Here is a 22,061-nt window from a genome sequence, read left to right on the forward strand (position 1 = left end):
CTCCGGCACGAGTTTCCATACGATGAGCATATACGGCACGCACATGACTGCGAACAGGAAGAATGTTCCGGCGGGGGTGAGATTCTGGAGCATCCAGGGGGTTAACTGTCCGATCAGGTACGTTCCTATCCACAGGGCGAATCCTGCAATGGACATCGCCAGTCCGCGCACCTTGGTGGGGTACATCTCCGAGAGGAGCACGAACACCACGGCACAGATGGAGACGGCACAGCAGAATACATAGAACAGGAAGAAAACGAGCAGGAAGAGGCTGGATACTCCCCAGGAATCACCGAAGAGGAAGTAAATGCCGATCAGCAGGAGGGAGACAACCATCCCCGAAACTCCGTAATAGACCAGTTGCTTGCGGCCGACCCTGTCGATGATCACAAGAGCAAGAACGGTGGTCAGAGTGTTGACTAGTCCTACGAGAACTTGGCTTAAATTAACTATAGTATACAGATGAAGCTAATAAAACTTCTCTTTTTAGTTAAATATAGAAAAATAAGAAGGTAAAATGTATATAAGTGTAATTTGTTACTTTTTATCGTTATATTCAAATTACTCGATAAAAAACATGAATATATATAAATTGTCAATTTATATATACGATGTAACTAGCTTTCCTGTGATATAGAATGTCAGTTTGAAATTTTTAGTAAAAAGATTCTGGGATCAACTGAGTATTGTTGATAATAAGTCAATAAACAGAAACTATTTGTTATGAGTTTTTATTTTACTATGTATGTTTTGTCCGTTGCAAAAAATGAAAGTAATTATAGCTAAAAAGTTTTTTATTATTTTTGTAGAATCATTTTAGTAACATTGAAATGAAGTTGTTCTCGAAAAAAAGACTACCTTTACTCTATAATAAAGAATTATATAAATAATGGAACAAAAAGAATATCTCAGTATTAAATCCTTTGGTCCAATAAAGGATGTCAAATTAGATAATATCAAACCATTCACTTTCTTTATTGGTGAATCAGGTAGTGGAAAAAGTACCATTTTAAAGGTGCTGGCTATGATGAGACATATGTGTAAGCAAATAAATCTTCGTTCATACTTGAAATTGGGTAATGTTATTGATAAAACCATAGATTTAAGCATTTCTGAATATCTACGTAATGGTGGGATGACAGATTATGTCAAAAATGATACTGAAATAGTTTATAGCAAAGGAGATTGTAATATAACCTATACTCCACAGAAAGGACTAAAAGGAACAAGAAAAATAATCAGCAGCGAGAATTTATCATTGGAGAAGATCTCATTTTTCTCTGATAAACGGGGAGCTATAGCTCCTTTATTAGCAAATTTGAGTGATGGAGCAGCGTTGGGATTCTATTTTACCGAGACCTTTCAAGACTTTAAAAAAGCTACAGAAGTGATAAAGGAGCTGGAAATGCCTTATTTAGGTGTTCGCTACTATGAAAAGAAAGCTCAGAATGGAAGCAGACAATTCTTTATCAGCAATGTAAATGACACTTATAAAATTCATTTTGAAGATGCATCTTCTGGCATTCAAACGATGACGCCCCTTGCTGTGATCGCTGAATATTTCTCAAAACATTTTGATCTGGTACACGGATTTAATTCTTCTATAGTTACTCTATTGGGCAAAAATGATAGCTTATCATCTTTCAGACATGATATGAATATCGGTGATATTGCCAACCGTTCCATACATCTGATGATTGAAGAACCGGAACTGAGTATGTTTCCTACAGCCCAGCGTTCATCATTAAATATGCTTATAGATAAATGCTTGAACGGAAATAAATATATGACATTGACTTTGGCTACTCATAGTCCATATATCATTAATCATTTGAATCTTTTGCTTAAAGCATTTGACAAAGGGGTGAAAATAGAAAATGCAGCATTGGACTATCATAAGACTGAGGTATATGTAGTAGAGCATGGGATGGTAAAAAGCATTAAAGTTCAAAATGCCCATCTGATAAACACGGATTACCTATCGGATGATATTAACGAGATATACAATGAGTACGATAAATTAGATGAGATACAATGATTGACTTACTAAAACGGGAACTACCGTCACATTATAAATTACATCGTACCATTGTTGATGTTCCATATGAGATTACTGCTGAAGAGCACTTTGATTTGACAGACAGAGGTCTGACATCTATCGTGGATTATAAGACTGGGAATATTTCTTTCGATCATAGTAATCGGACAGAAGTTCAGGTTATTAATTATGAAGCGTATCTAATAGGCCTGAAGGGAACAAAATTTGAAACCGGAAGGAAGAGGTGTGATTTTATTTTGCACGAGACAGGAGGCAGTTGTGATAGTTTTTATATCTTAAACGAACAAACATCTACCAAAAAAAATATTGAGAACTTATCTAAGCCTATACTTGATAAGGATAAAAACGTGATCTATCCCGGTGGAAAATATGAAAAAGCGGAAATACAATTGTTGGAAACGTTAAGAACAATCAAGGCTGTTCCTTCTATTTCTGCTTTTATAAATCGATATAAGCGTAAAGTATGCTTGATGTCATATCTTATTAAACCTGATGAAGATTCAAAGGTTTCAAGCGCCCAAAAATCTTTTGGAAGATATAAGCTGATTGAATCTAGAGAAACTGGAGAAAATGGAGCTTTATTGGAACATCCTTCAATAAATGCCGAAGGTTTCGAATTTCGTAGAATCAGCCATGAATATTCATTTAGGTTGAGTTGATATGCGTTGAGAGATATTCAGAAAATTAAAACAGTAGATTAAATAACATCTTATAAATCTACTGTTTTAATGCTTAAATGTAGCCGGATGAAAACGATAAATTCATAGACCCTATCGCTTTATCATTTTTTTTATGAATGGAGTTATCAAATTGGCATATCTCATCATTCCCAAGTCGGTAAAATGAATGCCATCAACCGTAGCCTCACCATCTTCTCCTATCATCTTTTCCGAATGAATCAAATATATATCTTTTTCCCCCTTCTTCTTGAGTGAATTGAAAATCTCATTCAATGTTTGATTCTTCCTTGTTACTTCATGAGCTACTCTCTGATCAAATAATGTATGAGTGAAAATAGGGTCTTCTATAAATACAATCGGAGTTTTCGGATGCTTGTTGCGAATGATCCGGTAAAAAGTTTCCATACGTTCTTTCATCTGTTCTACTGAAGCATTGGGTACAAAATCCAAAACGAAGACACCGGCATCCACTTCCGCCATGACTCTTGCGACTTCAAGGTCAAGTTGTCCGTTACCACTAAAACCAAGATTAATGCATTCTCGGTTCAACCTTCTTGATATGATATTGGTATGTGCCATTCCGGGACGTGAAGCACAGCCTCCTTGCAGGATGCTGGTTCCATAGAATACAATTGGTTTCTCACGGATCGGATAATTAATCTGAGGCTGATCAATGGAAGATAAAGAATCGACTCCTATAGACAGTGACACAAGTCCGTCATAAAGAGGAAGATATAGCATATATTCCCTTTCTTTAGGCTGCATATTGGCGATAACGGTAGCTTGATTTGTTTTTCCATTAGGACGTGCACTATTGACAAATCTCCACTGACCGTTCCCTTCCCAACAATATAAATCAAGACCTTTTATTCCTACATCGGTCATATGATTCATATGGTTATTAAAGAGATTCTCCCATTTCAACGCTATTCGGGTAGAGTTACTACGAAATCGTATCGCCATTCCTGCCGAATTACGACTCAAATTCCATAAAGGGGGACGAGAAATGTTTTTGAGAGAATCCGGTAGTCTCTCATATCTTGCCCCTGTGTCTTGTGTTGCTTTTCCTAAAAGAGGAAAGCATGACGCATCATGGTACGTCATTTGTTGTGCCTGTAACTGAATGCCGAACAGGCACAACATTGTGAAAAAAAAGAATTGTTTCATCATCTATTTAATTCCGACAGCGGTCAGCACTTTCCTTTGTTTGCCGTCACTGCCTTTAATGGTTTCTTTGCCATTGACCAGCATGCACGATGAACCGCCTCCGTCAAGATTCAGCGCTTCCGTACATCCCAGATCTTTCATTACTTTAGCTACGTTGGCAGTGGTCAGTCCTGCTACTCCTTCTGTCATGTTTCTGCCTTCGCACACAAAGATAATCATTTTTTTGTTAGTTGTTATACCAATTGCGGTGCGAGGTTGATTGGAAGCTGCAGAAATATCCAGCATTTCTTCTACATACGTGTTTTTAATCTCTCCGGCACGCAGTAAAACTGTGACACCTCCGATACCGGTGGTAGCCTCCAATGCTTTTGCGCCGTTGGGGAAAGTAGATGACGGAGCCTGCAACGGATCCTTGTTTATATCGTTATCAGCAGGGGCGGGATAGCAATAATTAATTCCGTCGGATGCTTGATAAGTCCATGTCGTTTGAAATGTTCCGTCCTTCATTTGGCAGAAGGCTCCTAAAGTCGGATACCACATAGTTACCCAGTCTTTTGAATAGTAGTTCTGATTGGGTGCCAGTAACTGCCCTTCACGAATCACTAGATTTTGCGAATAATAGAATCCGGCACTGTAAAAAAACAATCCTCCATTGATGACTACCGGTGCTTTGGAAGATTCATAAAACTCCGAAGGGGTATGTATCGATTTACCTCCATATCCATTGGCTTCCTGTGAGAAAGCGATGTCGCCCAGAACTTCAAATTTAGCTTTACTCATATCTGCGACAGCTATGTAGGCAATCGCCTTCTTTCCCGCCAGATTTTCAGGTGATTTATAGATGTGAATATAGTCCGGAAGACTTCCGAAATTATCGGCTGTCGTCCATCCTTGTGATACTATATCAGGATTCGATTCTTCCTCTTCAGTTTCCTGATCCCATTCCCACGGATGATCAGGATAGCTTTCTCCACATGAACATATAGAGAAGGCAAGCAGTGCTGTTGTTATAAAATATAGACGTTTGATTAACATGATTCAAGTCCTCCAAAAACATTTTAATTTAGTAAATAATATGGTTATTAATAAAGCCAGAGAAGTTATGATGACTCCCCGTAAAAAGCCCAGCCAGGCATTTTGATCCAGATAGGAAAGATAGGTTCCCAGTCCTGCCAGATTCAATAGAGGTAATACTACCAACTGGGTGGATACGTATGCAATCATCGGATTCTGCCCTGCATATTCCAATGGACGGGTCAATCGGGACCAAGAATAAATGTCGCACATAATAGAAAATGCAATCATCGCCATAAAGGCAAGTCCCGATGCAAGGAAGTAATAACTGTACGTAGAAGGATCTTTCCGGATTCCCCCTTCGTAAGCTTCAAAAGCCAGCCCTAATAATATCAGATAAGTTCCTGCTCTGAAGAGTTTATACCAGTAACCGGTGTTTTTTCCTTCCACTTGCAAGAGAATGTAGAGAACGCATAATATAGCGATTGTACCCACTAAATTGAGAATAAGATAACGCATATAAAGTCCGTATAAATTGAATACGATCAGTCCGATGGTCAATAAGAGTATCCATGGCATTCTTTTGCGTTCGTCTTTATTGTCGTTTACGGGCATCGTGTTTTTGCAGTGTAACCACTCATGCAGATATTCTCCGGCAATGCTGCCGGGAATTACGATAAACAGATACTTCAGATAGGAGCACTTATACATCCACGGTAAGGGCGAGAATGCCATCAGGCTATGATTCCATGATTCTGCGTTTTCATTTCCCAAGAACACTGCCATGATAAAAGGCAATATTGCTATACGAATCCATGGCTTATTGATCGTTAATGTATAAATCAGTGAGCCGAAAATGGCCATATTGGCCAATACCAGAATGATAATATTACTGTAGCCTAGACTGAATGTCCGTCCATCGGCATAGTTGATATTCAGCAGCATGAACACTCCCGTTGCATAAGCCAGTATTTTAATCAGCATCCTTACGTATTCCGGCATTTTGAACGGAATCCTCATGAACATGGGAAACATCAAGGCAAAACCTCCCAATGCAATGAGCCATGAGCGAACATCCTGAGGAGAAGATACTACCCACGGATATATATGCTGAATAAAAATAGCGAAGAAAGTCAGCCGGAAACCTCTTAAAAGGCTGTCGTATATAATTCTCCGGCGGGAGCTGCCTTTTCTGTATTTGTTACCTATTGAAAAAGGGAAGGCAGCTCCCATGGCAAACAGGAAAAAAGGAAACACCAGGTCAACCCAAGTGATCCCATATATAGAACCATCAAACACAAAGTTGGAGCGGGGACCTACCTGAGCATGATACATCCATCCGGGAAGCACTCCCCAGGCAACGCTGCCGGAGAGAACCATTGTCAGAATAGCATACCCACGCAGGGCATCCAAAGAAGAAGCTCGTGTACTGTTGTTATTCATAATTTTCGTTTAATTAATGTATTACGACCCGAAATGGAGAAGCAGGTATTTCCGCATTATTGAAAAGATCACCTTCCATATAATTGCGGAAACAATAACGCACTTCTACAGGATGAGGCACCGAATCATTCCATACTTTCACACGGGCAGAACCATTGATTATTTCCGCTTCTGCCGGTACGATATTTCCCTTTTCGTCTACAAGTTCAAATCCCCGCAACTTTTGATTTTCAGGGATCAGTCCATCACTGCCATGTTCAAAAGTGATTTCTACTACATTCTCTTTCAATTGATGGCTTTTATACAAAGGGCCTGCATACAGAAAACCTTCTTTGCCATAAGTCTTGGCCAGAGCCCAGTAAGCAAGGCGCTGACCGACTTTAATTTTGTAGGGAGGATGAATGAATTTTTCACTTCCTGCATCCGTCGTTGTAACCATACCAACATTAGGAACTTCTTGCATTAATTCCAGCTGGCATTGACGGAACCATGCACGATCAAGCCTATCTTTACCTTCGGCCTGCCATGGAGTGATCTGGACATAGTATACAGGCATTGCAGGATTATGAAAGAATTCTCTCCACTGAGCGACCATTGCGGGAAAGAGCTTTTTATAAAGAGCGGGATCAGCAGAATTGGACTCTCCCTGATACCAGATGACTCCTTTGACAGGAAATCCCTTCCACGGATTTACCATTGCATTCCATAATAAAGTAGGTGTACCCGCAGGCCAGTCGAACTTGGTTTGTTCAATATCCGGTAATTGAATTTCCGGAAATTGTGACAGTGTCTCTTTATCCATCCAAGTCTCTATCTTGGAAGCACTCCATGAGCAATGAATCAGTCCGACAGGAATATCCAATGAACGTTGTAGTAAATCTCCGAAAAAATAAGCGGTAGCACTAAAGTCTCCGACTTCTTTGGGAGAAAGTTCCGACCAATATCCCGTAATACCTTCTTCCTTAGGAGTCGTGCTCCAATCTCTTTTGACTGTAAACAAACGTAATTCCCGTTTGGAGTCGGCAGCTACGATATAGGGTTGTGAACCATAAACCGGCTGTCCCCGAAAGCCTCTGACAGGCATTTCCATATTCGATTGGCCGGAACAGAACCAGACTTCCCCCAGTAAGATATTATTTAATGTAAGCGCCTCACCGTCAGAGAATGTAATAGTATAGGGACCCCCTGCTGCCGGAGTAGGAAGTTGAATGTTCCAATTTCCATGCTGGTCACTTCGGGTTGTTAGCTTCCGATGATTCCATGATGCTTCAATCGTAATTTTACTATTGGCAGAGGCTTTGCCGTGGAAGGTCACTTCCGATTGTTGTTGCAACACCATGTTATCACCCCAGATCGAAGTTAACCTGACTTTGGCCTGCATTCCCAATGGGAATAGCAGGCTGATAATCCATAGGTGGTATATGATATACTTCATGAATCTTTATTTAGAAACGTTTTGCTGATACACTTTACCGAAACGGTCTGTTACTCTGATCTCTATTTTAGCTTTCGGATTACGGGGAGTGGCACGGAACATATGTCCTGTACTTGCTGCTGATATCCAGCTCTGCATGGTCTTTTTTTGTCTGTACATACTTGATGCGCATACGGGTCGACTCCGGTATATTGAGTCATGGTACCCATCACTTTTCCGTTTTCCAGCCATTCTACTTTCCAATTTTTATCCCAGTTCCAGACATTGGCAATAATATCTTTGGGGAATTCCTTAGATGTTCCTGCAGCATAGCTTCGAAACTGGTAGTCTTTCGGATGACCGGCACTTTTATAGTACCACTTCACTTGGTTTCCGTCTACTTCGTAGACTCCGTATCCTTGTGGGGTGCCGTCGATGCAGACATCCGCATGCCACCAGATACCACATACGGCAGCCGTATTGTGCTCCATTTGGTGATCGTTGAATACAATGTTCGAGTTGGAATGAAGATGGCCCGTCAGGAAGTGTGTTTCATAACCATCCAATAATTGATGAACCGCCTCAGCATTGATCGTTTCTCCTGCCAACATGGCATAGTCGTAATTAAATGGTCTTTTCTGTTCCGTTATTCTCGTAGGAATATGCGTTATGAAAAAGACTAATGTACCTTTAGGGACATAAGACAGATCTTCTTCCAACCATTTAAAAGTTGTTTCATCTACATAGCCGATATAGAAGTATTCACGTCCTACATAAAAGTTGTTGTTGATAACAATATAGTGGGCATTTCCTTTATTGAATGAGTAGTGGGTAGGGCCGAAATATCCTTCGAAAGTCCGGTACGACGTTTCATGAGTAGCTCCATTACAATCCATATCATGATTACCGATTGCACGATATATGGGGATATCCAGTTTCTTTGCCTTATCGATATAAGGTGGAAAGAATGTGGCCGGTGTGTCCCAAAAGATGTCTCCACAATTCAGTCCGAATACATCACGATCCGAATACTGATCAATTAACTGTTTATAGTCATCGACAATGGGAGCGTACAGATCCCAGTGCTCTTTCAGACCGGCCTGTACATCCGCCTCCAACACAAACAAGTGTTTACTGTCGTCTTTAGGATTCTTCTTCAGACGGAAATTATATTCATTCGTCTCGTTCAGATCAATTTCCTGATAGAATCGGGGAATCGTCTGTTCACAATCCGTCAAGTATCCGGCAGGAGTCGTGATATATACAAAGCGTGTGTTTCCGAGATTGGGCAGATGGTAAATACCGTTCTTGTCTGTAGTGACACAACGCTGTCCGTCTGTCACTACCACATTGGCTATACCTTTGCCATCGCAAGTAACGGCTCCTTTGATCATTCGCGCTTCATCCGGCTTAGTTTCGTCCAGTGCTTCTTTTAGTTCGTCCCACCATCCGTTGCGGATAATGTGTACAATGTCGAAAATCATCACACCGTCCGATTCTTTCAAGTTCATACGGACTGCTTTCTGGAATTGGTTTACGTCCCGTTTGTAGTCTTCTACATACAGACCGCCGCATACTGGCACCGCATCTTTCAGCAAGTACTTGGAATATTTGCAACCGCCTTCTACACATAAATATTCTCCGGTAGAAAACTCGCTGTCTGTTTCATTCTTAAATTTACCGGAAGATTTATAATAATCGTCCAGCGTTACATTCCAGTAGTAATTGCCATTCGTATAGAAATCCAGTAACTCTGCAAAGCCATAATTTTTATAGTCGGGAGTAGCCCAACTGAAGTCCTTGCTGACATCATAATTACGGCTTGCCCAGTTGACACCTACCTCAAAGTAAGTAGGATACCATGCACCGGTATAAGCAGCCAACATACATTCCGGCTTTATCTTTTTGATGGAAGTACGTACATCTTTTATAAAGTTATATATAACAGAAGCTCTCCACGTCAGCCATTGATGATAGTATGGGCCACCCACACGGTCTATGCCTCCTTCGGCATTAGGGCGCCATTCAAAAATGTTCTCCGGAAACTTCTCAACTTTCTTTCCGATGAATTTCTCAAACATCTTCTTTGACTCAGGAGAAAAGTCCGAATCAATACAATCATATCGTGCACGGTCAAGCATGATGCCGTCAAATGCATAATTCCGGACAACTTCTTTGATCACATCAATCTCATACTTCTGCACCTCTTTCAGTGCCGGATTCAGGAACATGGTAGGCTTTCCTTCTATTTCCGTTACAGGGAGCAGTCCTTTGCGCGGTACATAATTGATAGCCTGCCACTTTTTGTGTTTATCGAAGATGGCGCCACGTTTCACGATATTCTGTCCATCAGCAAATATATTCATTCCGGCAAAGATGACCATATTGCGGGCATGAGCAGCTTCGATAAAGGTACCGATAAAGTCAAAATCCGGACGGTCGAAGTTTTTCCAGTTCTTCTTCTGTGCGGCATATTTGCTGGGATATAATACTTCACCCGTATTGTCTTTAATGTCCAATACTAGATGCGTGATACCTGCTTCATGACATTTGTCTACATAGAAGCGGATTGAATCGGGGTAGCTGAAACGTTGGAAATTAGCCGAACAGTCCAACCACATTACTTTTGGCTTTCCCGAGGCAAATGCCAGAATGCCTATCCATAACAAAAGGGAGATAATTGAGAATCTTTTCATATTCATAGCGTATTCTTTCGATTTTACTTCAGAGCTCCTCCGGCTCTCATTCCGTTTTCAACTTCTTTCCATAATCCTTTGTTGATGATATGTACAATGTCGAATACCATCAGTCCGTCGGAAGCTTTCAGGTTCATTTCTATGGTTGCGGATAATTTGGCGGGATTGTCATAGAATTGGTCCACCAGAATACCACCCATAAATTTATTATCTTTCATGATATTGCGTAATTTCTGACAAGAACCTTCAACAGAATACCACGTGCCGCTTTGTGCCTGTGAATCTGTTTCGTTCCATACGCTCTTTTTGTTTTTCAGAGATTCTTCTATGGTGATATCGGTATAATAATTACCGGTAGTATATAAGTCCATCAGTTCGGCATAACCGTAATTCTTATATTCGGGAGTAGCCCAGTCAAAATCTTCGCTCGGATCGTATTTCTTGCTCGCAAAGTTTACGCCTACTTCATAATAAGAAGGATACCATGCTCCGGTGTATGTACCGAAAGAAATATCCGGATTCACTTTCTTTACTTCATTTCGGGCACGGGCCATGAAGTCGTAGATGTTCTTGGTACGCCATTCAATCCATTTCAGGAAATGTTTTCCGCGTTCGGGATAGTATTTATCATTCTCGTCCTTTTTCCATTCGAAGATGTCTTCCGGAAACTTTTCTACTTTCTGCCCGATATACGCCTCGAACTTCTGACGGGAGAGGTCTGAAAAGTCTGCCGTTATACCATCATAGCGTACACGGTCCAGCATCAATCCGTCCAGATCGGGATAACGTTTCACTAAATCCTTGAGAACATTCAATATATGTGTCTGAAACTCCTCATTGATAGGATTAACCATTGCCGAATATTTCTTCTTTTCATTGGTGATGGAAGTGATTCCTTCCGGAGTGTATACTATCGATGCCCATTCAGGATGCGTGGAATAGACTAATCCACGGTCGAAATAATTGTGTCCTGCGACAAAGACATTGAGTGAAGCATGTACCTCTATTCCCAGTTCATGGGCTTTTTTGATGAAATGTCCCAAGTAATCGAAGTCTTTGCGTTCATATCCATGCCATTCACGCATTTTAGGAGCAAACTCCGTATCGAACAGTACTTCTCCGGTGATGGGACGTACATCAACGATAGCATGGGTGAAACCTAATGATTTTATTTTTGTCAGATAATAATCAATGGAGTCAGGATTGCTGAAGCGTTCAAAGTTTGCTTCCGCATCAAACCACATCAAAGCGGGCTTGGCATTTTCCACTTTGGGAACTGTGCTTTTGCATGCTCCCAATGCAATGATTAACAGACTTGATAAAAGTACTATTGTTATTTTTCTCATACGATCATATTCTAATGTGTCGGTTATTCTTTTTTATTCAATTGCGAGTTTGATGCCTTCTTTGGCATATTGCCATTGATCGGCTTTCTTCAGATGAATCATGTCGAACAGAAAATATCCGTCGCAAACATTCATACAGGCCTTTACAGATTGTACGATTGCCTGATTTTCTTGTTCTTGAGTAGCCTGATTATTGGTATCCCAATTTCCTACATCCGGACCTCCGGCTACAATGGGGCATTCTCCTTTTATTTTATCTTTAGCCAATGAACAGAAACCTTCCATAGTCCATTCCGTCGTACCGTGTACCTTTAGCGGTGAGGCATAGGCACCGATCAGTATTTGATCCATACAGGCGGCATAGCCGTAATTTTTATATTTGCTTGTCGCCCAGTTGTAATAACGCGAGGTATCATAAGTGGAAGCTGCCCAGTTGACACCTACATCATAATAGGTAGAATACCAGCCGCCTACATAAACTCCGAATTTGATGCCGGGTTTCACTCCTTTTACAGCAGTGCGTGCTTTCTGCATAAAGTCATAAATCACTTTTGCACGGAATTCCAGCCACTTAGTCAAATATTTAGGATAGGTGGCAGGAAGACTGGAAGCACCCGGTAGTAAAATGTCATCCGGATAGTTTTGAATTCTGATGCCTCCCATATATTCTTCAAACTGTTTACGGGATTCTTCGGAAAAGTCAGTTTGTAGATTGAGGAAACGACCTCTGTCTAAGAAAATGCCATCGAGATCGTAGCTTGCAAGGTCTTTCAGTAAATCGCAAAGAAAGGTCTGTACTTCGGGATGGGCAGGATTAAAGAATTTAGTACTTTCACTGGTATTCATCACACTCACAATCCCTGTCTGCATATTCATTTGCGTAGCCCATTCTGCTTTGGACTGGTCTCTGTACAGTAACCCAGTTCCTCCGTCAATCTGATTTCCACCTACAAATGTGTTGATGGCAGCATGAATGCGGAGCCCTTGTTTGCGTGCCTCGTCAACAAAGGCTTGCAAGTAATCCCATGTAGCTGTACGTTCTACCTTTGTGTAGTTGCTTCCAATCCAGGCATACATGAATTTAACCTGATCTACAATATTGGTTTTGAATAGTACATCACCTGTAGTGGGACGCACATCTACCACAATATCTGTAAAACCGGCATCTTTGGCTAATGCCAGATCACGGGCTATATTTTCTTTACTATTAGCGAAATCGGGGAAGTTGGCAGCTGCATCAATCCAGATATATCGAGGTTTGGAGGCGTTAGGGTTCTCTGTCGGTTCTTCCTTTCCGCCGTTGCTGGTGTCTCCCCAATAATCTTTGGTATCACTGCCACCGCATGCCATGCACATACAGACAGCTATTCCTCCCAAAACTATTTTTAATCTGTTTTTTCTGATATTCATTTTGTATGGTTCTTAATCGTTGAAGTAAAAAGCCTGTACCTGAAAAAGGTACAGGCTTCCGAATCCATTACTGGTTATATTACATATCGATACAGTCGCACTGTACGCAACCTACATATCCATTAGTAAACATGAAGTAGATGTATAAGTAGTAGCCATTGGATGAAACTTTAAGAGCTACGTCACCTGTTCCATTTGCATTTTGACTACCCAATGCTTTGGCACCGTAATTGCCATTGACACCCAAGCCATCACTTCCAAAGTTTATCGGCTGATTATCTAATGAATTACCCGCCAGATCGAATAGGTAAATACTATCATCTGTGCCCCATGTAAAGCTGTTCACAGAGTTTGAAAGTACGTATGCCACTTTATTAAAGACTTTATAATCTACTGCGTTTTGAATCCAGTTGGCACTGACTTCCGGACCGTTATATCTGATTGTATTGGTTTTTCCATTGAACCAGCACAGATTTCGTGGAGTACTGTAGAATGCTGCAAAGTAATCACTTGTCGGATCGGTCGGATCAGAATAGATTACATCGGCATTATCGCCCCATGAACCTAGTCCCTGAGATACTACCAGATCAGGAGTTTGTGATTTTAACGCACCATTAACGACTTGCCAGCGGGCAAACTGTCCGGAGGTTCCATAGTAAGGAGCTGTGATAATGGCATCTCCATCCAGGCTACCTTGTACTGAAAGTTTTCTACCGATAGCAGAAGTTACATTGAATTCAATATATTTCTCCGGAGTTCCGTTTACACCGCGTACTCTCCATACGGTAAAGACGTTACCTGAGTTCGGTACTAAGTTGGTGAATAAGATATTATCTCCGTCATCAGCTGTTGCATAGAAGTTTGTGAGACTTCCTGCGAAACTGCTTATGTTTATAGTTCCCACATTAGCTCCTGTTCTTCCGTCCAGATAGATAGCGTTGCTGTTACCGCGGTCATTAATAACTACATAGTCATTAGTTACGGCAATTCCCGTTACCATATTGGTACTTGTGATACCCACATCTGTAAGTTTCTTAGTCCAGAGCAGTTTGGCACTGTTGGCGCGAAGTCCTGCGGCAATCTTTTCCGGAATTTCCTTCTTCACTGTATACACAGACTGGGTAGTACCGTTTTGAGCTGTTACGGTCAACTTTTGTTCTTGATCATAGTTTAGGGCAACAGTTCTGGGGTCGGGTGAGATGGTCGCACCATGTGAAATGGTAACATCTGCCAGCATTTCCCCTATACTTTCCAAACTGATCAAAGAGATTGTTTTGGTACTTTCATTGATGATTCCCGACAGCCCCAAACTTGTTAGATTGAATTTCGTGATTGCACATTCATTGCTCTTACGAATCTCTGCAACAACTTTATATTCGGTGCTTGTGCCGGTCTGGTCTTTCACTGTTATAAAGTTTTCCTGCGTCATATCCATAAATAATAATGTAGGATACACATATACATTATTGTCCAGATCAGCGATCACACGCATCTTTTTCAGGTCAGACTGTTGCAGAACATTATCCGAGAGTTTGGGATAGTTATATGGAAATACAACGGTAATCACATGATTCGTATAATCTATCTCACTAGTGAAACTATTGTCATCACTGTCATCATCCGGGAAGGATGCTGTCAAGTTATTGATTATGTTCCTTTCAACAGTCGGATTGAAATCTTCCGGACTATGGCATGCGCTCATACCCATCAGAAACGCAATGACTGAAACAATTGATAATATTTTATTTTTCATTGTATTAAGCTTTTAGTTATTTCCATTCATCATATTGCTCAATTAACGCATTATTCTTTATTTCAGAAGTCGGTACCGGTAAAACGTATAACTTCTGTGGGAACTTACGATCTTGTCCGTCGCAATCAATGTATTCGTACGTACCGTTCGTAATCTTGAGACCGTGGCAGCGATAGTTGTTATACTCAATGTGTGCCAGTTTCCAACGGCGCATATCCCAGAACAGATGTCCTTCGTATGCAAGTTCAACTTTACGTTCGTTGCGATAATCATTGAACCATGTTTCACCACTGGAAGACTTGCCCGGCAGATTTACCCCCTGACGTCCGCGGACACGGTTCATTAAAGACTGTGCCTCACCGGTTTTGTTGAGTCTGTATGCTGCTTCAGCCTTATTCAACAGAACTTCAGCAAATCGGATTTCTACCCATGCCTGAGAACTTTTGGTTCCTTTGACGTCAATCAGTTTCTCATCCAACAGTTTACGCAGGAAGTAACCGGTTGTTGTTTTACCATAGGAGTATGACTGTTCACGATAAGCCATGAAAGCACCGTTTGTTCCACCTACGCTACAATCCATCACTCTGCCTTTCCACGTACAGCCACGATAAATAATAGTAGCCGCAAAACGAGGTTCCAACTGATCATAAGGAGGTTCTTTGGTGGTAGTGCCATGCCATTCGGACCAGTCTACTTTGTTTCCGTTTTTATCTTCATAAGATTCTACCATTTCCTGTGTCGGAGTACCCAGCGCACCAAAGTCGTAGCCGTCACATTGCGGAACGTAATACTGGTCGAAGGTATGGTTCGGGCCACTGTCTTTATTGTAGTCAAATTCCAAAATAGCTTCTTTATTATTGCCTTTCCAAGCATCTGCATAGTTGTCCACCAAATCATACAACTGTAACTTTTCTACTTCATCAGCTGCGTCATAAGCATCCTGCCAACGCTCAGCATATAGCATAGCACGTGATTTCAATGCGTAAGCCGCACCTTTTGTCACTCGTCCTTTGTTGGCTGCATCCCATTCTTTAGGAAGATTGGTTGCCGCAAAATCCAGGTCATCTGCAATGAATTGCCATGTTTCCGCTGCCGTGCTGCGTGCTTTGTCATTAGAGGTAGGAAGATCGTCATACAGAATGACTCCACCATGCCGTTTGGCTAACTGAAAATAAACATAAGCACGGAAGAAGCGTACCTGAGCTTCCCATTTCAGATTCTTATCATCCGGGAATGTAGAGTACTTCTTCTGCATAACCAAAAACTGATTCATCTGACGGATATTACCGTAAGCCAAATCCTTATCCCAGATGTTGTAACGGCATCCGTCCGGACTGATAACATCCGGATTGGTAACGTAATTGTTCGGATGTCCGGCTCTGTCTCCCAAAGCTACTGAACCGTATTTGAATGTCTCAGTCAAACTCTCTGTCAAACTTCCTGAGAACTGAGCCTCCCCAAATTGTCCGTATTTATGAAGATATGTATAGAATGCATTAACGTATTTATCCACGTATGCTTCATCTTGCCAAACAATTTCATCACTAACGGTCGAGGTTTGCTCCACACCGTCCAGCCAGTCATTGCACGAACTTATACTAAAGCCTAGTGCCAGTGCTAATGATATATTTAATAATATTCTTTTCATGTGATTTCGTTTTTTAGAATGTTAGTTTTACACCTAGCGTATATGTTCTCTGCTGCGGATAATAGCCATTGTTTACCGCCGGTGATTCCGGGTCGATGTTGTATTTGGTAAGTCCGCTGAAGGTCAATAGGTTGTATCCTTCTACATAAAGTCTTAGTCCTTCTATACCTGCCGGATTCAACCACTTTTTGGGGAAGTTGTAACCTATCTGTGCAGTCTTCAAACGCATATAGTTACCATTCCTGTACCAGAAAGTTGAAGAGTACCCATTGTTGTTACTCGGACCTGTGATTTCCAGACGTGGAAATTCCGCGTTAGTGTGCTCAGGTGTCCATGAGTTCTCTACCAGGAAAGTCGGTGAGTTTCCACCATGATAGAAAGGCTTCGTAAATGAGGTATTATCTTGTGTACCTTCAGAACCACTAGCTGTATATTGCCCTGTCAGTGCAACTACATTGCCCAATCCCCAAGAGAATAATAAGTCAAAGTCAAATCCTTTCCAATTACCGAATAAATTCAAAGAACCGGTATGCTTCGGAGTAGCACTTTTGCCTACATAGCCTTGGTCTTGTGCTGCTGTAATAATACCATCACCATTTCTGTCTACATACTTAATGTATCCCGGTAATGCCTTATAGCCTTTAACTGTTGCTGAATTTGCTATCTCTTCCTCGCTCTGAAACAGACCATTTGCGATAAAACCATATTTAGAACCGATTTGCTTTCCTGTCAAACGCTGATATTCAGGAGCATTGTCTGAGTCGCCTACATACTTCAGCCAACGACCGTATGCATATGACCAGATCAACTTGGCACCATAATTAAACTTGTTGATATGGTTATAATGAGTCAAAGTAACGTCGAAACCTTTATAATCAGTCTTGTTCACATTGGCAGAACTGAAATAATATCCACCTCTTGAAGGTGCGTATGCTCCGGTCACAGTGGCCAGTTTATCATACTCGTATTTATAGAATACGTCAAATTCAACTCCTAACAAACCATTCCACATCGTTGCGTCGACACCGACATTATAGTTCAGGCACTGTGCCCATGACAAGTTGGGATTACCTAATACGGAAGCATACATCATGGTCTGACTGCTGCCGCCAATAACAACTGCATTTTTGCTGATTCCCATTGTATTTCTCCATTGGAAGGCACTTACGCCGCTGGTGGCTGTTTTACCAATACCGGCTCTCAGTTTCAGATTATTGACCCAGGGAGCATTGAACCAACTTTCATTGTTGAGTCTCCAACCTGCAGAAACACCGGGTAATGTTACCCAACGTTTATTCATACCTCCAAACAGATAACTACCATCGTGACGAAGAGAAGCTTCCAAATAATACTTATCATCATAATTATAGTTCACACGACCTACGAAACCTGCTACTCTGGTATGTCCGCTATATCCTCCGATAGATGGGAATTTTTCTGCTCCGTTTCCTGTCTTATTCGTGATCTGATTGAGTTCATCCAATTGGATAAAGTCCAGCCCATAACCGGTGGCACTTAATGCATTACTTTTGTTTTCACGGGTTTCTGCCAGGAACATAGCTCCTACAGTATGTTTCCCGAACTTATTGTCATACGTCACACTTGACTGTGTGGTAAATGTATATCCCCGGGAAGCAGATTCACTCAGACTGATTGAATTGCCCGACGCGTCGGTTCCTTTATAGTAAGTTAATGAAGTGCTCTCAATAGTCGGAAGATTCATGATCATTACTTCATAAGGATTGCTGAGAATCTTACTGAAGTTATATGTCAGGTCATAAGCCCCTTGAAATTTAAAGCTTAATCCTTTCAACCAGGGTGCATCATATTTCAGGCTGAAATTGGACTGGATATAGGAATAGTTGGATTTGCTGTATCCGGATTCATTGATAGATGCCAGCGGAGCCACCGGAGAGGAAGCCGTCGGAGTGGATACATTATATGTTTTTCCTTCATATTCGTAAGTGTCAGGCACATAAGGCAGGGCACGAATCACTTGTTGCGGCACATTATGCCAGTCATCCGGATTGGCTGAATAGCGCGGCGAATCTCTTTTTTCAATACGACCGGATACTCCTAAGGTGAAAGTGAGGCTCTTGGTTAACTTTGCATCAATATTGGAACGAAGATTCAAACGGTTGTAACCATAGTTATCTATGTTACCATCTTCATTCAGATAACCGATAGATGCAAAGAAACGCACTCTGTCACTACCTCCGGTTGCTGAAATGTTATGGTGCGTACGGGTACCGGTACCATATACTTTATCATACCAGTTTGTGTTTCCCCAACCATCAACTCCGTCTTTCATCTTCTGCACCATCTCTGCTGTAAATACCTGAGAGTCTCCTTGCAGTTCGCGTGCTTTATTATACCAATAAGCATAACCGGGTCCATCCAGCCATTCCTGTTGTTCCGCATTTTGGCTGAAACCGACAGAACCTGTATAAGTAATAGACATTTTTTTCTGCCTTACCCTGTTTCGTGGTAACGATGAAAACACCATTGGCATCCAAACCGTAAACGGCTACAGCCGAAGCGTCTTTCAGAATAGATACCGATTCTATTTCGTTAGGGTCCAGTCCGTTGAAGTCGGCTGATGTACGGCGGATTCCATCGATTACGTATACTATACCCGTTTGTCCGCGCATGGTCAATGTTGCATTGTCAGACCCCGGCTGACCACTGGACTGAACGGCTGCCACTCCGGCAATACGTGCGCCAACTACGTTACTGATACTCATCGTCGGAGCTTTCAGCAATTCTTTGTCCGATACGGTAGAAATTGCTGCAGTGATGCTTCCACGTTTTTGAGTACCGTATCCCACAACAACTACTTCATCCAGTGAAGCAACGTCGTCTTTCATAGTTACTGAAATGAAACGCTGGTTGTTTACCTTGATGTCCTGTGTATTCATACCAACGTAAGAGAATATCAATACATCATTATTTCGGGCATTGATACTGAACTTTCCATCCAAGTCTGTGATAGTACCGCTGGTTGTACCTTTTACAGCTACAGATACTCCAGGTAATGGTTCGCCACTACCATCATTGACTGATCCCTTTATTACGTTTTGTGCCATACAGTTGAGTGTGCACATGAACGCAATAAATAATGAGGTAATAAACCTCGGATTCCATTTGATTCTTTTTTTCATTGCATTACAATATTAGATAGGTTTATAGAATAAAGTGTTCACAATATCGTTCGTATAAGTGTCCGGCTTGCAGATAAGCCGAATTAGGGCTCATGAAATGAGAAAACTCAAACGTGATTGCATTTTCCATTCCCGCTCTTCGCGCAGCGTCCAGTTTCAACAATAGCTTTTCCCATTTAATGGGTAGGAAACGAATAGGCATGTCCCGGTCAAAAGATTCGATATTGGTCCAGCATTTCATATTGTATTTATCAGCCAGTTTTTTGTTAATAACCAGATAATCATATAATTCATGATAGTCTACCTGACCATCCTGAAATGCCATGATATCGACTGCTCCCTTTACATTATCCAATATTTCGTCCCATTCTTCTTCGTGTTCTTTCACTGACAAGGCTTTGTCACCCGCCATTACCTGGTCTGTCTTTACTCCATGTATGTATGGAGAAACTAAAGTCGTCAGATTGCCAGAGACACTCTTGGCGTGCTTTCCGACTTCCGCATAAATCTTAGACATGTTTTTCGTCCGGCGGCTGATTTCCTGAGATAAATACCATCCCTGAAAAGATTTATGATGACCATATTTCTTCCATACTTCATCAATCAGAGCCATGTTCAAATCTATTTCTTTCTGAAATAATCCTTCCTGCCAGTACTTCCCGGAATCGTACATACCAAAATAGAAAGCCATGTCGTATTTATCGGCCAGTGTCAGAAACATCTCGACCAAGTCTACAGGCGGATAATACACATCTTCTTTTCCCAACAGGCATTGAAAAGGAGAAGCAATCCATTTACCAAGACCGGCACGAATCAACACTACGGTATTGATTCCCATCTTTTTCATAGCTTTAAAATCCTTATCCCATTCTTTTGTACCCCAATTCTGGTGCGGAATATCCCAACTGATTTCGTCCAGAAAAGTAGCTTTGATAGGCATCCCTTTCAAGGCATTGGGAGTGGCAAATGTCTCAAATGTTTCTTCTTCTTCAGATGCTGCCCTTTTGATGGGAGTGCATGCCGTCAGAAGTTTGCTGCCTGCTAGCAATGAACATGTGGCAAATGCGGTTTTTAGAAAATTACGTCGTCCGTCCATATCGTTCTATTTAAATAAGGGTTTATAAATTTTCCAGTACTTTCCAGCATTGGTACAATCCTCTTGGTACATGGAAACATCCTTTCCATTTCCCACCTTTGAGTGGCAGCAATACTTCTCCCTGCCGATTCAGATAACCGAACCATTCCGGATATTCCGGATCTTTGAAGTGTGTCCATGTGTAGTCATGCACTTTTTCAAACCATTCCAGACATCTTTTATCTCCGGTCAACTGATAGCCTTTCAATAATGAAATCAAGGATTCAATGTGCACCCACCAAAGTTTCTGATCCCACTCCAATTGTTGGGAGGACAACCGTTACGGTCCATAAAGTAATAGATGCCGCCACATTGCTTGTCCCAACCGTAATCAAGCATTGTTAAGGTGGTTAACATTGCTTGTTGTATGAGCTCCGGTCGGTTCAGCCTTTTGCCCAGATCCATGATAAACCACATCGCTTCGATAGCATGACCGGGAGTCACCTGACGACCTTCGAAGCAATCCACCAGATTACCGTCCATATCGACATTCTCAACAATGATGCCCCCCAGCTCCGGACGATAAAAGACATCCATCACTTCATGGATACAGGTTTCCATCGTCTGTTCCAGATAACCGGGATCCAGGAGATGTTCGATCTCCAAAGCTAGATTACAGAGAATCATCGGGAGGGCGAAGTTCTTCAGATTACGAGTACCCGGATGAAGCTTGTTCCACTTGCCTTTCGGATTATCAACCTTGGAAAGGATGATCTTGAAAGTCTTCTTTGCTATGTCCGCATATTCCTGATTACCAGTTGCTAGACTCAGCTGTCCGAAGGCCATCGTGGCGAAAGTATATGAGAAAATATTGTATGGTTCTACCAGTGGTCTACCCGAACGGTCGAGTGAAAAGTACCAGTTATAATTCCCGTCATGTCCGTATTTTTTTAAGAATTCACCACCCTGAACGGCACAATCCAGCCATTCCTGTCGTTTTTCCACTTTGTTGTAAAGCATGGAGAACATCCATACCTCACGTCCCTGCAACCAGATGAACTTATCCGTATCGAAAACCTTCCCTTCACGGTCCAGGCAGCTGAAATAACCGCCAAACTCAATATCTTGAGAGTGCTCGAGCCAGAATGGAAGGACATTGTCCAACAATTCATCCCGGTACTGATTCGCTAGTTTC

The 22,061-nt window shown here is 41.6% G+C and carries 11 protein-coding genes and 4 pseudogenes; 2 read left to right on the forward strand and 13 right to left on the reverse strand.

What is annotated here, in order from left to right:
- Nucleotides 1–438 (reverse strand): annotated as a pseudogene (locus HMPREF9007_RS17860) (MFS transporter); the annotation flags it as partial.
- A gap of 451 nt (nt 439–889) precedes the next feature.
- On the opposite strand from HMPREF9007_RS17860, the gene HMPREF9007_RS17855 reads away from it, so the two are divergent.
- Both HMPREF9007_RS17855 and HMPREF9007_RS17850 read left to right on the forward strand, forming a co-directional pair.
- Nucleotides 890–2,038, forward strand: a complete 1,149-nt coding sequence (locus tag HMPREF9007_RS17855; RefSeq protein ID WP_008760730.1) for an AAA family ATPase — start codon at nt 890–892, stop codon at nt 2,036–2,038.
- Nucleotides 2,035–2,718 carry a hypothetical protein gene (locus HMPREF9007_RS17850; protein WP_008760731.1) on the forward strand — a complete coding sequence of 228 codons (684 nt, stop codon included), beginning with the start codon at nt 2,035–2,037 and terminating at the stop codon, nt 2,716–2,718. The genes HMPREF9007_RS17855 and HMPREF9007_RS17850 overlap by 4 nt, the downstream gene beginning before the upstream one ends.
- A gap of 111 nt (nt 2,719–2,829) precedes the next feature.
- Here HMPREF9007_RS17850 and HMPREF9007_RS17845 read toward each other — a convergent pair whose 3' ends face one another.
- From HMPREF9007_RS17845 to HMPREF9007_RS17790, 12 genes and pseudogenes are all read right to left on the reverse strand, one after another.
- Nucleotides 2,830–3,882, reverse strand: a complete 1,053-nt coding sequence (locus HMPREF9007_RS17845; protein WP_128567809.1) for an SGNH/GDSL hydrolase family protein — start codon at nt 3,880–3,882, stop codon at nt 2,830–2,832.
- 27 nt (nt 3,883–3,909) lie between these two features.
- A complete protein-coding gene (locus tag HMPREF9007_RS17840) occupies nt 3,910–4,941 on the reverse strand; it encodes a phosphodiester glycosidase family protein (RefSeq protein WP_008760733.1) in 1,032 nt (343 codons plus the stop codon).
- Nucleotides 4,942–4,944: 3 nt separating this feature from the next.
- Complete coding sequence (locus tag HMPREF9007_RS17835; protein ID WP_008760734.1) at nt 4,945–6,363, reverse strand: DUF5009 domain-containing protein; 1,419 nt, start codon at nt 6,361–6,363, stop codon at nt 4,945–4,947.
- 13 nt (nt 6,364–6,376) lie between these two features.
- On the reverse strand, nt 6,377–7,798 hold the full coding sequence (locus HMPREF9007_RS17830) for a sialate O-acetylesterase (protein WP_008760735.1): 1,422 nt from the start codon (nt 7,796–7,798) through the stop codon (nt 6,377–6,379).
- A gap of 6 nt (nt 7,799–7,804) precedes the next feature.
- Nucleotides 7,805–10,479 (reverse strand): annotated as a pseudogene (locus HMPREF9007_RS25950) (calcineurin-like phosphoesterase C-terminal domain-containing protein).
- 17 nt (nt 10,480–10,496) lie between these two features.
- Nucleotides 10,497–11,819 (reverse strand): alpha amylase family protein, encoded by a 1,323-nt coding sequence (locus HMPREF9007_RS17820; protein WP_008760736.1) that lies wholly within the window; start codon nt 11,817–11,819, stop codon nt 10,497–10,499.
- Between the two features lie 33 nt (nt 11,820–11,852).
- Entirely contained in the window at nt 11,853–13,229 is a 1,377-nt protein-coding gene (locus HMPREF9007_RS17815) for an alpha amylase family protein (RefSeq protein WP_008760737.1), read from the reverse strand.
- Nucleotides 13,230–13,308: 79 nt separating this feature from the next.
- Nucleotides 13,309–14,982: a DUF5018 domain-containing protein gene (locus HMPREF9007_RS17810; RefSeq protein ID WP_008760738.1), complete on the reverse strand. Its 1,674-nt coding sequence runs from the start codon at nt 14,980–14,982 to the stop codon at nt 13,309–13,311.
- A gap of 16 nt (nt 14,983–14,998) precedes the next feature.
- The gene (locus HMPREF9007_RS17805; RefSeq protein WP_008760739.1) at nt 14,999–16,630 is read right to left on the reverse strand and encodes a RagB/SusD family nutrient uptake outer membrane protein; all 1,632 of its coding nucleotides are present in this window, start codon (nt 16,628–16,630) and stop codon (nt 14,999–15,001) included.
- Between the two features lie 13 nt (nt 16,631–16,643).
- Nucleotides 16,644–19,791 (reverse strand): annotated as a pseudogene (locus HMPREF9007_RS17800) (TonB-dependent receptor).
- Nucleotides 19,792–19,813: 22 nt separating this feature from the next.
- Complete coding sequence (locus HMPREF9007_RS17795; protein WP_008760740.1) at nt 19,814–20,887, reverse strand: DUF4434 domain-containing protein; 1,074 nt, start codon at nt 20,885–20,887, stop codon at nt 19,814–19,816.
- 22 nt (nt 20,888–20,909) lie between these two features.
- Nucleotides 20,910–22,061, reverse strand: a pseudogene (locus HMPREF9007_RS17790) (AGE family epimerase/isomerase); the annotation flags it as partial.

It is taken from the genome of Bacteroides sp. 1_1_14, assembly GCF_000162515.1.
GTDB classification, from domain to species: Bacteria; Bacteroidota; Bacteroidia; order Bacteroidales; family Bacteroidaceae; genus Bacteroides; species Bacteroides thetaiotaomicron.

What these genes read in the sequence shown, in the direction of transcription:
- HMPREF9007_RS17810 (WP_008760738.1), bottom strand. Translation starts at nt 14,982, where the DNA reads ATGAAAAATAAAATATTATCAATTGTTTCAGTCATTGCGTTTCTGATG.
- HMPREF9007_RS17815 (WP_008760737.1), bottom strand. Translation starts at nt 13,229, where the DNA reads ATGAATATCAGAAAAAACAGATTAAAAATAGTTTTGGGAGGAATAGCT.
- HMPREF9007_RS17805 (WP_008760739.1), bottom strand. Translation starts at nt 16,630, where the DNA reads ATGAAAAGAATATTATTAAATATATCATTAGCACTGGCACTAGGCTTT.
- HMPREF9007_RS17840 (WP_008760733.1), bottom strand. Translation starts at nt 4,941, where the DNA reads ATGTTAATCAAACGTCTATATTTTATAACAACAGCACTGCTTGCCTTC.
- HMPREF9007_RS17795 (WP_008760740.1), bottom strand. Translation starts at nt 20,887, where the DNA reads ATGGACGGACGACGTAATTTTCTAAAAACCGCATTTGCCACATGTTCA.
- HMPREF9007_RS17845 (WP_128567809.1), bottom strand. Translation starts at nt 3,882, where the DNA reads ATGTTGTGCCTGTTCGGCATTCAGTTACAGGCACAACAAATGACGTAC.
- HMPREF9007_RS17820 (WP_008760736.1), bottom strand. Translation starts at nt 11,819, where the DNA reads ATGAGAAAAATAACAATAGTACTTTTATCAAGTCTGTTAATCATTGCA.
- HMPREF9007_RS17850 (WP_008760731.1), top strand. Translation starts at nt 2,035, where the DNA reads ATGATTGACTTACTAAAACGGGAACTACCGTCACATTATAAATTACAT.
- HMPREF9007_RS17855 (WP_008760730.1), top strand. Translation starts at nt 890, where the DNA reads ATGGAACAAAAAGAATATCTCAGTATTAAATCCTTTGGTCCAATAAAG.
- HMPREF9007_RS17835 (WP_008760734.1), bottom strand. Translation starts at nt 6,363, where the DNA reads ATGAATAACAACAGTACACGAGCTTCTTCTTTGGATGCCCTGCGTGGG.
- HMPREF9007_RS17830 (WP_008760735.1), bottom strand. Translation starts at nt 7,798, where the DNA reads ATGAAGTATATCATATACCACCTATGGATTATCAGCCTGCTATTCCCA.